This is a genomic window from Pseudomonas sp. CVAP#3 (genome assembly GCF_018986375.1).
GTDB classification, from domain to species: Bacteria; Pseudomonadota; Gammaproteobacteria; order Pseudomonadales; family Pseudomonadaceae; genus Aquipseudomonas; species Aquipseudomonas helvetica.
In genome coordinates, this window is the sequence record NZ_JAHMSC010000020.1 from 42,901 (window position 1) to 58,175 (window position 15,275).

The following is a 15,275-nucleotide window of genomic DNA, read 5'->3' on the forward strand; positions in this document are numbered from 1 at the left end:
CTGAAGATGCTCCGCGCCCTGCCTGCGCTGTTGATGCTGGTCGCCCTGCCCCTGTGGGCGGCTGCACCGAAAGACCTGACCTGGGCGCAAATGATCCCGCCCGACGCGCCGGCAGAAGTGCCGAACATGAAACCGCTGCACGACCTGTCGCAGATGAGCAGCGCGCTGTCCGCCGAGTCCGCACCGGCGGCCAAGCAAGACATGCCCAATGCGCCAGTGGTGAAAAACCTCGACGGCCAGAACATACGCTTGCCGGGTTACATCGTGCCGCTGGAAGTCAGCGAGGAAGGTCGCACCACCGATTTTCTGCTGGTGCCGTATTTCGGCGCATGCATCCACGTGCCACCTCCGCCGTCGAACCAGATCGTCCACGTCAAAAGCAAGGTTGGGGTGAAGCTCGACGAGCTCTACCAGCCGTACTGGATTGAAGGTGCAATGCAGGTCAAGGCGTCGACCAGCGAATTGGCGGATGCCGGGTATCAGATGGATGCGGACAAGATCTACGTGTACGAATTGCCGGAGTGAATCCGGTAGTCATTCGTATCGTTGGTACCGCCAAGATCGCAGGCTGCGATCTTTCAGGGGCCATCACTGTTTCATTGAGCTGAGTCAAAAGCGTCGTTCCTGACGCTTCGTACCATTGGAGATACAGAATTTGAATCTTCCTTTGGAGCCCCCATGCACAAGTCATTGCTCAGCGCGTCCCTCATTGCATTCGCGCTTGCAACCCCCTTCGCCCAGGCCCATGAAGCCGGTGACATCATCGTTCGGGCCGGTGCGATCACCGTCAACCCGACAGCCGGCAGTTCCAGCGTCAAGGTTGATCGCGGTCCATTGGCGGGTGCCGATCTGGGTGGCAAGGCGACCATGGACAGCAACACGCAGCTGGGCCTGAACTTCGCGTACATGCTCACCCCCGATATCGGCATCGAGCTGCTCGCCGCCTCGCCGTTCCAGCATGATGTGAACCTCAAAGGCACCTCCCTGGGCGCGGCCAACGGTAAGCTCGGCACCCTCAAACACCTGCCGCCAACCCTGAGCGTGGTTTACTACCCGCTCAACAACAAGTCTGCATTCCAGCCGTATGTGGGCGCCGGTATCAACTACACCTGGATCTACGACGAAAAGCTCAGTAACGAAGCGCAAGCCAACGGCTTCAGCAACTTCAAGACGAAAAACTCCTGGGGCCTCGCATGGCAGGTCGGTGCCGATTACATGCTGACCGACCACATCATGCTCAACGGCCAGGTGCGCTACATTGACATCGACACCACCGGCTACGTGGACAACAACGCAGTCGCCCCCGGCACCCGCGCCAAGGTCAACATCGACGTGGACCCGTGGATCTACATGGTGGGTCTGGGTTACAAGTTCTAAACCCGCTGCATAAAAAAGGCGCCTCGAAAGGCGCCTTTTTCATGACTGCGAAAAACTCAGCGCCCCAACAACCGCGCCAGCCCGACGCTCATTGGCGTCTGCTCGGGAAAGGTGAAGCGCTGCAACAGACGCTGGTTGTTCGCTCGCGAATGGCGGATGTCACCGGAGCGTGCCGGGCCGTAGGCAATCGGTGGCAACTGCCCCACCACTTCCTCCAACGCCTGGAGCATTTGCTTGAGGGTCGTCGCCTGGTTCCAACCGACATTCACCGCGCCCACTTCAAGCGTCGGCATTTCAATCGCCTGCACCAGCAGGTCGACCAGGTCTTCGACATAGACAAAATCGCGGGTCTGTTCACCGTCACCAAACACGGTGATTGGCAGGCCTTTGCGCGCCCGCTCGCTGAAAATGCTGATCACCCCGGAGTACGGCGATGACGGATCCTGACGCGGGCCGAAGATGTTGAAGAAACGGAAAATTGCCGGTTCCAGACCGTGCTGACGACGGTAGAAGTCGAGGTAGTACTCGCCTGCCAGTTTGTCTGCGGCATACGGCGTGAGCGGCGACTTGGTGGTCTCTTCGTCGATCGACTCGCCTTCACCGTTATTGCCGTAGACCGCTGCGCTTGAGGCGAACAGCACGCGCTTGACGCCGACCTGACGCATCGCTTCGCAGACGTTCAAGGTGCCGATGAAATTGCTCTGGTGAGTGCGCACCGGATCATCCACCGATGCCTGAACCGACGCCACAGCGGCCAAATGCGCCACCGCGCTGCAACCGACCATTACCTGCGCCACCAGAGCGGCATCGGCGACGTCACCTTCGATCAGTTCGACCCGTGGATTGTCCAGTGGCAGGTTGCTGCGTTTACCGGTGGACAGGTCGTCGAGGATACGCACCGAATGCCCCTTGGCGAGCAAAGCGTCAGCAAGGTGCGAACCAATGAAACCGGCACCGCCGGTGATCAAAACAGGGCCATCAGCCATGACGATAAAACCTATCCAGTAAGCCCGGGAGCGCTGCGCGCCAGGCGCGCGGCTTGATCCCGAAGGTGTGCAGAATTTTCTTGCAGGCGAGTACCGCGTGCTGCGGTTCTTCGGCGGCATCCGGCCGCGCGGCGTGAGCCTGCGCGGTCGGTGCTTCAATGGCCAGCGGGTGCAGAGTGCGCGCTTCGGCGAGGATCGCCTGCCCCAGCGCCAGCGGCGTGGTCGCCTCATGCCCGGCGTAATGGTAAGTGCCCCACAGTGGCGCTGCGCAATCGAGTTGCTTGAGCACCGAAATGATCACCCGCGCAGCATCGTCCACCGGTGTCGGGTTGCCACGCCGGTCATCGGCCATCAGCAGTTCTTCAGGCAGCTCGGCACGCGCGAGGAAACGCCCCAGGGTGCCGTCGACGCTGTCATCGAGCAGCCAGCCAAAACGCAGCATCACATGTTGCGGACAGGTCGCGCGCACGCTTTGCTCGATACGCCACAAGGCCTGGCCACGCAGCCCCAGCGGCACCGGTTCGTCTTTTTCGCTGTAGGCCGTCGCTCGCGAGCCATCGAATACCCGATAGCTGGAAGGCTGCACCAGGACAATATTGTGATGCTGGCACAACTCGGCCAGCCGCTCGACCGCCCGCTCCTGAGCGGCCAAACGCGCCTCGGCCACGCTCTCCGCCTGAAACCAGTCGAAGTAGTAGGCGAGATTGATCAGCGCGTCCGGACGAGTATCGTCAAGCAGCTGCGTCAGGCTAGCGGCGTCCCAGCCGTCTTGCGGTGGACGGGGGGCGAGGAAACCGATGTCTTCCTCTGCACCGAGGCGAATCAGCGCCTGCCCAAGGGCATTTCCGCCACCCAGTAACATAAGGCGCATTCGCATAGAGTCAGCAGGCCCAGTCTGTTTGGAACGATGATTTTATCGGCACAGCCCGCAGGCCTTGCCGTTGAGAATTGCCAGAATCGTTGCATTTTGCGGGTTTAAAGCGCAACCGTCACTCGTAAAGTGTAGATCCTCCGGTTTGACGCCCCCCTTGTGGCGAGGGAGCTTGCTCCCGTTCGGCTGCGAAGCAGGCGCAATGGGCCGATGCGGTGTGCCTGACAAATCGCGATGACAAGCTTTGGGGCCGCTTCGCAGCCCAGCGGGAGCAAGCTCCCTCGCCACGGGGTCACCAATCAGCCACAGAAACTTGCATCTTCAGCCACCCAGCCGCATAAATTACCCCATGAACCTCCCCGTATCAGCCGACAGCGCCCTGGCAGGCTTTCACCCTGCCGTCCGCGCCTGGTTCAACAGCACCTTCCCGGCGGTCACCGCCGCGCAAGCCGGCGCGTGGCCGTTGATTCGCCAACGCCGTTCGACGCTGGTCGCCGCACCCACCGGCTCCGGCAAAACCCTCACGGCGTTTCTTGCGGTCATCGATGACCTGGTCCATCAAGGCCTGGCCCACGGTGGCGAATTACCCGACGAAACCCTGGTGGTTTACGTCTCGCCCCTCAAGGCGCTGTCCAACGACATTCAGATCAACCTGCAAAACCCGCTGGCCGGTATCACCGAGCAACTGCGACAACTGGGCTTCCCCGAATTACAGATCAACACCGCCGTGCGCACTGGCGACACTCCGCAAAAGGACCGCTCGGCGATGCGCAAAAGCGCGCCGCACATTCTGGTTACCACCCCGGAGTCGCTGTACGTGCTGCTCGGCTCCGACTCTGGCCGGCGCATGCTCGCCAGCACCCGCACAGTGATCGTCGACGAAATCCACGCCATCGCCGGCAGCAAACGCGGCAGCCACCTGGCCCTGAGCCTGGAGCGTTTACAGGCCTTGTGCTGCGAGCCACTGATGCGCATCGGCCTGTCTGCCACGCAAAAACCCATCGAAGCGGTTTCGCGCTTTCTGGTGGGCACAAACCGTCCGTGCGAAATCGTCGATATCGGCCACGCCCGCCGGCGGGACCTGGGCATCGAAGTGCCGCCGGTGCCGCTGTCGGCGGTGATGGCCAACGATGTCTGGGAGCTGGTCTACGACCGGATCGCCACACTGGCACGCGAGCACCGGACCACGCTGATTTTCGTCAACACCCGACGCTTGGCCGAACGCTTGAGCCGTCATCTCAGCGAGCGTCTGGGCAAAGACGCAGTCGCCGCCCACCACGGCAGCCTGGCCAAGGAGTTTCGCCTCGATGCCGAACAGCGGCTCAAGCGTGGCGATCTGCAAGTGCTGATCGCCACCGCGTCGCTGGAACTGGGCATCGACATCGGCGATGTCGATCTGGTCTGCCAGATCGCCTCACCACGTTCGATCGCCGGGTTTCTGCAACGGGTTGGACGCTCCGGGCACCAGGTCGGCGGCACACCCAAGGGCCGCCTGTTCGCCACCACCCGCGATGACCTGATCGAATGCGCTGCCCTGCTCGACTGCGTGCGCCGGGGCGAACTCGATACCTTGCTGATCCCCACCGCGCCGCTGGACGTACTGGCACAGCAGATCGTCGCCGAGGTCAGTTGCCAGGAATGGCAGGAGCAGGCCCTGCTCGAAATGGTACGCCGCGCATCGCCCTATACCGATCTCGACGACACACACTATCAAGCGCTGCTGCAGATGCTCGCCGAAGGCTATAACGGCCGCCAGGGAGTCCGCAGCGCTTACCTGCACCGCGACGCGGTGACTCGCACATTACGTGGCCGGCGCGGCGCCAAACTGACGGCGGTGACCAGTGGCGGGACGATTCCCGACAACGCCGATTACAGTGTGCTGCTGGAGCCGCAAGGGCTGAACATCGGCAGCGTCAACGAAGACTTCGCCGTGGAAAGCATCGCTGGCGATGTCTTTCAGCTGGGCAACACTTCGTACCGGATCCTGCGGGTCGAAACCGGCAAGATCCGCGTCGAGGACGCTCAGGGACAGCCGCCGACCATCCCCTTCTGGCTCGGTGAGGCGCCAGGGCGCAGTGCCGAATTGTCGCTCGCCGTGGCGCGCCTGCATGCGTATCTTGATGAGCTGCTGGGTGCCACGCCCGGCGATGTACAACCGAGCATCGACTGGCTGACCGAAACCCTCGGCCTGAACCTCGCCAGCGCCGAACAACTGGTGGAATACCTCGCCCGCGCCCGGCTGACGCTCGGTGCCCTGCCGTCTCAGGACACGCTGCTGATGGAGCGGTTTTTCGACGAGTCCGGCGGCACTCAACTGATCATTCACTCGCTGTTCGGCAGCCGCATCAACCGCGCTTGGGGCCTGGCCCTGCGTAAGCGCTTTTGCCGCACCTTCAACTTCGAACTGCAGGCTGCCGCCAGCGAAGACGCAATCGTCTTGTCGCTGTCCACCAGCCACAGTTTCGAGCTGGACGAGGTCTGGCGTTATCTGCACAGCAACACTGCCGAACAGATCCTGATTCAAGCCGTACTCGACGCGCCGCTATTCGGCGTGCGCTGGCGCTGGAACGCCGGCGTTGCCCTCGCGTTGCCGCGGTACAGCGGCGGACGCAAAGTGCCGCCGCAGATCCAGCGGATGAAAAGCGAAGACCTGATCGCCAGCGTGTTTCCCGACCAGATCGCCTGCCTGGAAAACCTCGTCGGCGAGCGCGAAATTCCCGACCACCCGCTAGTCGAGCAAACCCTCGACGATTGCCTGCACGAAGCCATGGACTGCGATGGCTGGCTGGCGCTGTTGCGGCGCATGGAACGCGGTGAAGTGCGCTTGATCAGCCGCGACTTGCCCGCGCCCTCGCCGCTGGCGGCGGAAATTCTCAGCGCTCGGCCCTACACCTTTCTCGACGATGCGCCATTGGAAGAACGTCGCACACAGGCGGTGCTCAATCGCCGCTGGAGCGACCCGCAATCGACCGATGACCTCGGCGCGCTGGATGCCGAGGCCATTCAATCGGTGCGCGATGAGGCCTGGCCGCAGCCCACCAGCGTCGATGAAATGCATGAAGCGCTGATGAGCCTGGCCGCCATCAGCGACGCCGAAGCGCAGGCCAATCCGCAGTGGCCGCACTGGCTGCAAACCCTGGCGAATGGAGGGCGCGCCAGCCGCTTGCGGATCAACGCAGATCAAGCGATATGGCTGGCACTGGAGCGCCTGACCTGCCTGCAAGCAATCTACCCACACGCCGTGTTGTTACCGCCGTTGCAGGCCTTGCCGGGTTTCGATGAAGCCTGGGGCACCGACGAGGCGCTGGTCGAACTGATCCGCGCTCGCCTCGGTGCATTTGGTCCGCTGCCGATTCATGCGATTGCTCAACCGCTGGGGCTTTCGACTGCTCACGTCACTCAAGCGCTGGCGCAACTGGAGCGCGAAGGTTATGTGCTGCGCGGGCGCTTCAGCCCTGCGGCCACGCAGGAAGAATGGTGCGAACGGCATTTGCTGGCGCGCATTCATCGCTACACGGTCAAACGCCTGCGGCGGGAAATCGAGCCCGTGGCATTGCAGGACTTCATGCGTTTTCTGTTTGACTGGCAGCATCTGTCGCCAGCAACCCAAGGCCAGGGCAGCGCGGTGTTGCCGGCGATTGTCAGTCAGTTCGAAGGCTACCCAGCGGCCGCGTCTGCCTGGGACAGCGATCTTCTGCCGGCGCGGCTCAAGAACTATTCATCGACGTGGCTGGATGAGCTGTGCCGCAGCGGCAAACTGGTCTGGACCCGGCTGACGGTGCGCAACAAAGCCACTAGCGCAGCGCTGCGCAGCACGCCGATTGTGTTGTTGCCACGGGCGCAGGTCCCGCTCTGGAGCAGCCTGACCGAGCCACCGGAGGTCAGCGAGCTGTCGCCCAAAACGCAGAAAGTCCATCAAGCGCTGAGCCAACATGGCGCGCTGTTCTTCGATGAGCTGCTACACGAAGCCCATCTGCTACGCAGTGAACTGGAGATCGCCTTGCAGGAACTGGTCGGCGCCGGGCTGGTCAACGCCGACAGCTTCGCCGGCCTGCGCGCGTTGATTACACCGGCCAGCAAACGCCAGGCGCGCAGCAGCCGACGGGGACGCGGGGCGTTTGTCGGTGGAATGGACGATGCCGGGCGCTGGGCCTTGTTGCGCCGTCAATCGACGCCGCCGGTTGTGGATAACCGTGGCACCCCGAGCGAAACCCTCGAACACATCGCCCTGACCTTGCTCAGGCGTTACGGCGTGGTGTTCTGGCGGCTACTGGAACGCGAGGCCGACTGGCTGCCGAGCTGGCGCGAATTGCTGCGCACCTTTCACCGGCTGGAGGCACGTGGAGAGATTCGCGGCGGGCGTTTTGTCAGCGGTCTGGCGGGGGAACAATTTGCCTTGCCCGAAGCGATCCCGCTGCTGCGCGAAGTGCGCCGCCGCCCGCATGACGGCAGCCTGATCAGTGTTTGCGGCGTCGACCCGTTGAACCTTGCCGGCACTCTGCTGCCGGGGCACAAAGTCCCCGCCCTCGCCAGCAACCGGCTGGTGTACCGCGATGGCCTGCCGGCCGCCGCCGAGATCGCCGGTGCGCAGCATTACTGGCTGGAACTGGATCAAGCAGCAGCGACCGAAGTTCGCAGAAAGCTGATACAACACTGATCTACAGACCGATCGTTCCCACGCTCTGCGTGGGAATACCTCAATGGACGCTCTGCGTCCGCTTTGTGACGCGGAGCGTCATGGGCTGCATTCCCACGCAGAGCGTGGGAACGATCGAGCAATGCAGGCTGCTACGGGGGCCGTGTTGCTTATACCCGTGCAGGGGCGGTCACTCCAAACCGTGCTCGATAATCGCTCGGTGCCAGGCCGGTGATTTTTTTGAACGTGGCGCGAAACGCACTCGGGTCCGAGTAGCCGACGTTCCAGGCGATGTGATCGATGGTGCCGTTGGTGAATTCGAGCATTTCCCGGGCCTTGCCGACTCGCAGGTGCTGGCAGTACTCGGTCGGTTTCAAACCGGTCGCGGCTCGAAAGCGCCGCAGGAACGTCCGCTCTTCCAGCCCTGCCTGCTGCGACATGACGCTCAGCGACACTTCAACCGCCCCGTTGGCTTGCAGCCAGTGCTGGACCTTGAGAATCGCTGCATCGCCATGGCTCAGAATCGGTGCGAAGTTGCTCCCGCATTCGCTCGCACTGTCGCTGTGTTCGATCACCAGAAAGCGCGCGGTACTGGTGGCGATGCTCGGACCGAGCAAACGGTCGACCAGACGCAAACCCAGCTCCGACCAGGCCATTAATCCGCCAGTGGTGATCAGGTCGCCATCGTCGACGATGGGCTTGTCGGCGTTGAGCGCGACCTTCGGGTAACGCTCGGCGAACTTTTTCGCCGAGGTCCAGTGAGTGGTGGCGCGACGACCGTCGAGCAGACCGCTTTCGGCCAACAGAATAGACCCCACGCACACCCCACCAAGGGTCGCGCCGGCCGCGTGTTGCTGGCGAATCCACTGGATCAGCGCAGGCGATGCCTGACCTTCGGAAAAGCCGCCAATCGAGGGCGGGATCAACAGCGCTATCAGTGCGCCGTCGGCAGCGGGATGACTGTCGTAAATGCGTTGGGGCGCATGCTCGGCATCAGCCTGCCAGTGGCTGACTCGCAACAATGGCAGTTGCGCGCTCTGATGCTCGGCGGCGATGCGATTCGCGACACCGAACAGATCCGTCAAACCATGAACCGCCGCCATCTGCGCGCCGGGATAGATCAGCACGCCCAATTCGGCGACTGCGCGTTCTATGCCCATTGTCAGTTTTCCCCCTTCTATTGTCGGTGCGGCCAATCCTCGAACAGCCGGCGAAACCTAATACTTCGTTCCACACCAACCCATCCGAGGAAACACCCATGGCCAAGCAAGCGCTCATCGTAGTCGATATCCAGAATGACTACTTCCCTCAAGGCAAATGGCCGCTGGTCGGCGCCGACGCGGCTGCCGACAACGCCGCGCGGGTGATCCAGGCCTTCCGTGATGCCGGTGATCAGGTGGTGCATATCCGCCACGAATTCACCTCTGACACCGCGCCGTTTTTCACACCGGGCTCGGAGGGTGCGCAGCTGCACCGCAAAGTCCTCAACCGCGGCCATGAGCCGGTCGTACTCAAACACTTCGTCAACGCGTTCCGCGAAACCGAACTGGAGGCGATCCTTGACCAATACGGCATCGAGAGCCTGGTGATCGTCGGTAGCATGAGCCACATGTGCATCGACGGCGCAGCACGTGCCGCGGCCGATCTTGGCTACGGCGTCACGGTGATCCACGACGCCTGCGCCACCCGTGACCTGGAGTTCAACGGGGTTATCGTTCCGGCGGCCCAGGTACACGCGGCCTTCATGTCGGCCCTTGGATTTGCCTATGCAACGGTGGTGTCCACCGATGACTTCCTGACGACCAGTCACTGAATCTGTCTCCATCAAAACCCGAAGGCCCGTAGCGCTGACACGCTACGGGCCTTTTTTCGTGATGAAAATCAGTCGATTAAAAATCTCACGCGTGAGTTGTTGAGAGTGCCTGAATTTATCTGTAGTGTTCTCACGCGTGATACAAAACAAAGCGGAGCCACTGCAATGAAACGTCGCTCTCCAGCAGCCTCAGACACAACACCCGCGAGCAGCCAGGGAGAGCGCTCGAAACCTTCCGCGAAAAAACCGTCGAGCTTCTACATGAAGCAGATGCGTGGAGGACTTAGCGCCGCCGGCTATGTGAAACATGAAACTTGGGTGCTTCCCGAAAACCGGAGCCTGCTCAAGCAAATGGAGAAACAGCTACGCCAGCCGATCCTGGCTGGTTCATTCATGGTGGAGGATTACATGAGCGCAGGTAACAACTGGAACATCGATCGCCTCTTCAGCGCCCTGCAGGCCCTTGATGAGGTGGTATCCAACGAAATCACCCTGACGTTGATTCAAGGCTCCGAGCAGAGCATCAAGCTTGAAATGAACGAGTTTGGCGGGCTGCCGATTTACATCGCCGTCGTCGGCGAGCAAATCATCGTCGACACGGTGCTGGTCGATCTCGAATCCATCAAGGACGTGCAGCGCTTCAACGATGCCGTGCTGCGCAGCCGGGAAATGTTCCCGCTGTCGTCGATCGGTATTGAATCCATGCCCAACGGCCAGACCGTCTACAACATGTTCGGTGCGCTCAGTTCCGAGTCCAGCCTGACCAACGTCGTGACCGAAATCAAAACGCTCGTCGACAACGTTCAGCGCGCCAGCGAAGCCTTCGAAAGCTTCTTCAACTAATTTTCGGGAGTACCGACGCATGCAAAACCAATCGATCTGGAGCAAGTTGTTCACCGCACTGCGCGGCGGCGCCAGCGAAGTCGGCGAAGCCATCGCCGATCAACAGGCCCTGCGCATCCTCGATCAGGAAATCCGCGACGCCGACAGCGCCCTGGCAAACGCCAAGCGCGAACTGGTCACCATCATGGCCAAGCACAAACTCTCGGCCGAGCGCGTGGCGCAGTACAACGCCAAGATCAAGGACCTGGAATCCAAGGCCATGGCCGCGCTCCAGGCCAACCGTGAAGACCTGGCTCTGGAAGTGGCCGAAGCCATTTCGACCCTGACCAACGAACACGACGCCGAACAGAAGCAAACCACCGAGTTCGGTGCCTACGCCGACAAAATGCGCAAGGACATCACCAAGGCCGAAGCTCGCATCAAGAGCCTGCGCCAACAAGTGGACATGGCCAAGGCCCGTGAAAGCGTGCAGAAAGCGCAGGTCAGCGCCTCCATCGCCAGCGGCGGCGCCAACGGCAAACTGGAAACCGCCGTCGGCACCCTGAATCGTCTGCAAGCCAAGCAGGAACAACGTGCTGCCGAGCTGGAAGCGAGCGACGAACTGGCGGACGCGTCCACCGGCAACGACCTGGAGCGCAAGCTGCGCGAAGCCGGCATCACTCCGGACCAGGGCAGTGCGAACTCGATTCTGGACCGCCTGAAAAAACAATCGGCCGAGTAACCGGCTTACGCAAGCATTCAAAAGGAAGGGCACCGGTGTAATGCCGGCCAGTTAACGTTACTTTTGCGAGGAATGCTTCGGGCTGTTCGCCAGGCTCAAGAACCACCCCTCACCCTAACCCTCTCCCCACGGGGCGAGGGGACTGACTGAGGTGTTCTTTCGAGTTACATCGACCTGAAAGTCCGAGTCGAACTCAGGTTTTGAAAGGCGTGGAGATTGGCTCCCTTTCCCCTCTCCCCTGTGGGGAGAGGGCTGGGGTGAGGGGTGGATTTCGGATCAGAACAGAGCATTCAGGCGCTGAGTTTTCTTAACTGGCTGGCATCAGGGCACCGGCGTGCCCTTCTTTTTGTTGATTCGAGGACAAGGATGGACAGGGTAACCGGCTTCAAGATCATCGCAGGCCTGGCTATGCTGATGGTCGCGATCCACCTGCTGAATATGCTGACAGGCTACAGCCTGACGATGTTCGGCCTGGTCCCCCGAACAGCCCACGGCCTCGTCGGAATTGTGACCTCACCGTTTCTGCACGTATCCTTTGCGCACTTGATCGCCAATCTGGTGCCGTTCCTGGTGCTGGGAACCCTGGTGATCGCCGAGGGCTTCAAACGCTTTGCGGCGGTCAGCGCAATCATCATTCTGCTCGGCGGCTCGCTGGTCTGGCTGTTCGGTTTCAACGGCGTTCATGTGGGCGCCAGCGCCTGGGTCTTTGGCCTCTGGGCGTACCTTCTGGGACGCGCCTGGTACCACCGCAGCTGGAGCAACGTACTGATCGCGGGCATTGTCGCCCTCCTCTACGGAGGTCTGATTTTCGGCTTTATTCCGCGCCAGGGCGTTTCAATTGAAGGGCACATTGGCGGCGCTTTCGCCGGTTTTATTGCAGCCAGGCTACTTCTCTCTGCGCCACCCGCGTCCAGGGCGGCGAATTCATCTAAATTGCCTCCACCCGCCTGAAAGGAAATCACCAATGGGATGGTTTAAACAGTTGATGGGCCTTGAGGCCCCGACACCCAAGGACAGCGCACCGGTTGCCGGCCCCCTCGGGCTCGGCCAGGGCAAAGCGCTGGTGTTCGACACTACCCTCAAGCTGTTGCTTGACGAAAAAACCAGCGTGGTCATTCCCGACACCCAGCAGATCTGGAGCGTCGGCACCATCGACCTTGGCCAGTCGACCTGGCTTTCGCGCTACTACATGGACGACGAAGACTACTGGCTGCAGGTCCACACCACCGGCGCCATCGCCGACCAGGTCGAGTCGGTGATCCTGTTCAACTACCAGAGCTACGTCACCCTCAACAGTGAAGCCGAACTGCGCAGGCTCGCGGGGCCGGACAGCCTGATCGGCCTGCCGACCTACACCCATGACGGCGTCGAATACACCCGCGAATGGGGCACCGAGGCCGGGCAGACCGAGCTGGTGGCCTTCACTGAGCAGGTCAGCAATCCGGATCAGTCCTACGTCGTGGAACATCGCTCGATGCTCTACGCCCGCGAGACCGGTCTGACCGATCGCCGCGAATTCCTGCTGTTCTCGGTCGAAGAAGACGCCGAAGGCAGCATCAGCCTGAGCACCTCACTGGGCATCTCGCTGTACACCACCGACCTCACTACTCTTTAAAAAGGAACAGCCAATGCTAGAAGCACTCTCCGTCTCGCTGAACAAAGCCGCCGTCCTGGGATTTGTTTCGTACATCATCGGTGCCGCCCTGCTGTTCGCGATTTTCCAGTTCGTCTACACCCGCATCACGCCGCACAAAGAGTTCGAACTGATTCGCTCCGGCAACACCGCGGCCGCCATCGCCCTGTCCGGCGCCATCATCGGCTTCGCGATCCCGGCGAGCAATGTGATTGCCTACTCGGTCAGCCTGCTGGACTTCGCCGTGTGGGCGCTGATTGCCGCAGCGGTACAACTGCTGGCATTCCTGATGACCAACCTGGTGCTCAAAGGCACCTCCGAGCGCATCCGTAACGGTGAAATCGCAGCAGCAATCTACGTCGCAGCGGTGGCCATCAGCGTTGGCCTGCTCAATGCCGCATGCATGACCCCTTCCCAGAACTGATCGCGACACGGAGACGTCGATGAAACGAAGCAAGTACGTTCAACTGTCCCTGGCGGCATCGGTCGCCGTCGCGATATCAGGCTGCGGGCCGACAGAAAAAACCTACGCAGTGAATCAAAAATTCAACTTTCAATCCGTGCAGCAGTGCGTGGATCAAAAAATCCCGGTGAATGTCTGCTCCGACGCCTACATGACCGCCATCGCCGAACACCGTCGCCTCGCGCCTATGTATGACAGCCAGGCTGATTGCGATGCCGACTTTGTCGCCGACTGGTGCCAGCAGGACTCCACCGGCAAGTTCATTCCAAAACTCGGCGGCTTCGAGCTGGCAGCCAATGGCCAGGTCACACAGACCCAGCTGGACGCCGCCAGGGCACAACTGCCCGCCTCCGAAGTGAGCTCAGGCGGTTCAGGCGGAATGGTCAACGGTCTTCTGGCCGGTATGTTGATCAGCAATATGCTGAACAGCAACCGGGGCAGCTATAACTCCGAACCGGTTTACCGCTACCGCGATTCACGCGGTGACTACTCATCGTCGACGCTCAGCCAGCGCATCGCCACGGGCTCGAGCTTCACCAAATCCGACCAGGCGAAATACGGTAGTGGTTACAGCAGCTCTACGTTCAGGTCGAGCAGCTCCAAGCCCATCTCGGTATCGTCGTCCACCTCCCGAGGCGGTTTTGGCAGCCAGGCCAGCGCACGCAGTGGCTGGGGTGGCTCGAGCAGTTCGGGTGGATCGAGCAGTTAAGGAGCGAGTGCCATGAAGAAAATCCTCTGCCAGGAACGTCACGACTGGAAGCAGACCGCCGAAAACCTCGGCTTTATGTTTCATACCATCGACGACGAACCCTATTGGGACGAGAGCGCGTATTACCAATTCACGCTCAAGCAGATCGAGAATGATCTCGAAGACCCCACCACCGAGATCCATGAGATGTGCATGGACCTGGTCGACCGCGTGGTGCAGAGCGAAGAACTGCTGGAGCGCCTGAGCATTCCAGCGCCCTTCTTCGACATGATTCGTACGTCATGGCGTGAAGGCCATCCACACCTTTACGGTCGCCTGGACTTCTCCTACAACGGCAACAGCCCCGCCAAATTGCTGGAACTCAACTACGACACGCCCACCAGCCTGTACGAGGCGTCGGCATTTCAGTGGGGCTGGCTGGAGCAATGCATCGAGCGCGGCTTGCTGCCCAGCCATGCCGACCAGTTCAACAGCATCGACACCAAGCTGCATCAGGCCTTTGCGCAATTGCAGATCAAACAGCCTTTCTACTTCGCCTCGATGAAACAGTCGGTCGAAGACAAAGGCACCACCGACTACTTGCGGCTGATCGCGGAAAAAGTCGGGATCGAATCACGCCATATCGATATCGAAGACATCGGCCTCAACAGCGAAGGACGCTTCGTCGATCTCGAAGAGCGCTGGATTCCTCACCTGTTCAAACTGCACGCCTGGGAGTTCATTTTCCACGAGCCGTTTGGTGAAGCCATCGCCCAGAGTGACACGCAGTTTTTCGAGCCCGCCTGGAAATCGATCATCTCGAACAAAGGCATCCTGCCCCTGCTGTGGGAATTCAACAAAGGGCACCCGAACCTGCTCGCCACCCACCTGGACCTCGAGCCCGGCAAAGCGGTGCCGAAAGGCTGGGTGCGCAAGCCGTTCTTCTCCCGCGAAGGCGCCAACATCGAACTGCACACCCAGGAGGGTCTGGTCGTGAAGGAAGACGGGCCGTACACCGATGCGCCGTTCATCCTCCAGGAGTTCGCCCCGCTGCCGAAGTTCGGTGACAGCTACACGCTGATCGGCTCCTGGGTGATCGGCGATCAGGCCGCCGGCATCGGTGTGCGCGAGGACAACAGCCTGATCACCAAAGACTCAAGCCGTTTTTTGCCGCACCTGATACTTGATTGAACGACTTCCACCTCCGGAAAGCACCCAAAGAAAAAGGCCCGTAGCGTTTGCTA

The 15,275-nt window shown here is 61.1% G+C and carries 14 protein-coding genes; 11 read left to right on the forward strand and 3 right to left on the reverse strand.

The genetic code is table 11. From position 1 onward, the window contains the following. Positions 1 to 6 precede the first annotated feature (6 nt). Both KRR23_RS24940 and KRR23_RS24945 read left to right on the forward strand, forming a co-directional pair. Entirely contained in the window at positions 7 to 525 is a 519-nt protein-coding gene (locus KRR23_RS24940; protein WP_216744659.1) for a DUF3299 domain-containing protein, read from the forward strand. A 153-nt stretch (positions 526 to 678) separates the two neighbouring features. Beyond that, positions 679 to 1,377 (forward strand): OmpW family protein, encoded by a 699-nt coding sequence (locus KRR23_RS24945; RefSeq protein ID WP_123584559.1) that lies wholly within the window; start codon positions 679 to 681, stop codon positions 1,375 to 1,377. A gap of 56 nt (positions 1,378 to 1,433) precedes the next feature. Here KRR23_RS24945 and KRR23_RS24950 read toward each other — a convergent pair whose 3' ends face one another. Next, positions 1,434 to 2,363 (reverse strand): NAD-dependent epimerase/dehydratase family protein, encoded by a 930-nt coding sequence (locus KRR23_RS24950; protein ID WP_216744660.1) that lies wholly within the window; start codon positions 2,361 to 2,363, stop codon positions 1,434 to 1,436. Beyond that, positions 2,356 to 3,240, reverse strand: a complete 885-nt coding sequence (locus KRR23_RS24955; RefSeq protein WP_054594260.1) for a sugar nucleotide-binding protein — start codon at positions 3,238 to 3,240, stop codon at positions 2,356 to 2,358. Before KRR23_RS24955 ends, KRR23_RS24950 begins: the two co-directional genes overlap by 8 nt. A 343-nt stretch (positions 3,241 to 3,583) precedes the next feature. Between KRR23_RS24955 and KRR23_RS24960 the strand changes: the two genes are divergently transcribed. Continuing rightward, the gene (locus tag KRR23_RS24960) at positions 3,584 to 7,891 is read left to right on the forward strand and encodes a DEAD/DEAH box helicase (protein WP_216744661.1); all 4,308 of its coding nucleotides are present in this window, start codon (positions 3,584 to 3,586) and stop codon (positions 7,889 to 7,891) included. Positions 7,892 to 8,040: 149 nt separating this feature from the next. Here the strand turns inward: KRR23_RS24960 and KRR23_RS24965 are convergent, their stop codons facing one another. Next, a complete protein-coding gene (locus KRR23_RS24965) occupies positions 8,041 to 9,030 on the reverse strand; it encodes a GlxA family transcriptional regulator (protein WP_216744662.1) in 990 nt (329 codons plus the stop codon). Positions 9,031 to 9,128: 98 nt separating this feature from the next. Between KRR23_RS24965 and KRR23_RS24970 the strand changes: the two genes are divergently transcribed. The 8 genes from KRR23_RS24970 to KRR23_RS25005 all read left to right on the forward strand — a co-directional run bounded on the left by KRR23_RS24970 (position 9,129) and on the right by KRR23_RS25005 (position 15,222). Continuing rightward, on the forward strand, positions 9,129 to 9,683 hold the full coding sequence (locus KRR23_RS24970) for a cysteine hydrolase family protein (RefSeq protein ID WP_216744663.1): 555 nt from the start codon (positions 9,129 to 9,131) through the stop codon (positions 9,681 to 9,683). A 165-nt stretch (positions 9,684 to 9,848) separates the two neighbouring features. Next, positions 9,849 to 10,526 carry a YjfI family protein gene (locus KRR23_RS24975; protein ID WP_216744675.1) on the forward strand — a complete coding sequence of 226 codons (678 nt, stop codon included), beginning with the start codon at positions 9,849 to 9,851 and terminating at the stop codon, positions 10,524 to 10,526. A 19-nt stretch (positions 10,527 to 10,545) separates the two neighbouring features. Continuing rightward, positions 10,546 to 11,247 carry a PspA/IM30 family protein gene (locus KRR23_RS24980; RefSeq protein ID WP_054594266.1) on the forward strand — a complete coding sequence of 234 codons (702 nt, stop codon included), beginning with the start codon at positions 10,546 to 10,548 and terminating at the stop codon, positions 11,245 to 11,247. Between the two features lie 366 nt (positions 11,248 to 11,613). Then, positions 11,614 to 12,198, forward strand: coding sequence for a rhomboid family intramembrane serine protease (locus KRR23_RS24985; protein WP_216744676.1), 585 nt, complete (start codon positions 11,614 to 11,616; stop codon positions 12,196 to 12,198). A gap of 13 nt (positions 12,199 to 12,211) precedes the next feature. Next, positions 12,212 to 12,862, forward strand: coding sequence for a DUF2491 family protein (locus KRR23_RS24990; protein ID WP_216744664.1), 651 nt, complete (start codon positions 12,212 to 12,214; stop codon positions 12,860 to 12,862). A 13-nt stretch (positions 12,863 to 12,875) separates the two neighbouring features. Further along, positions 12,876 to 13,304 carry a DUF350 domain-containing protein gene (locus KRR23_RS24995; protein ID WP_216744665.1) on the forward strand — a complete coding sequence of 143 codons (429 nt, stop codon included), beginning with the start codon at positions 12,876 to 12,878 and terminating at the stop codon, positions 13,302 to 13,304. A gap of 19 nt (positions 13,305 to 13,323) precedes the next feature. Next, positions 13,324 to 14,052 carry a DUF1190 domain-containing protein gene (locus KRR23_RS25000; RefSeq protein ID WP_216744666.1) on the forward strand — a complete coding sequence of 243 codons (729 nt, stop codon included), beginning with the start codon at positions 13,324 to 13,326 and terminating at the stop codon, positions 14,050 to 14,052. A gap of 12 nt (positions 14,053 to 14,064) precedes the next feature. Next, on the forward strand, positions 14,065 to 15,222 hold the full coding sequence (locus KRR23_RS25005; RefSeq protein ID WP_216744667.1) for a glutathionylspermidine synthase family protein: 1,158 nt from the start codon (positions 14,065 to 14,067) through the stop codon (positions 15,220 to 15,222). The last annotated feature ends 53 nt before the right edge of the window (positions 15,223 to 15,275 follow it).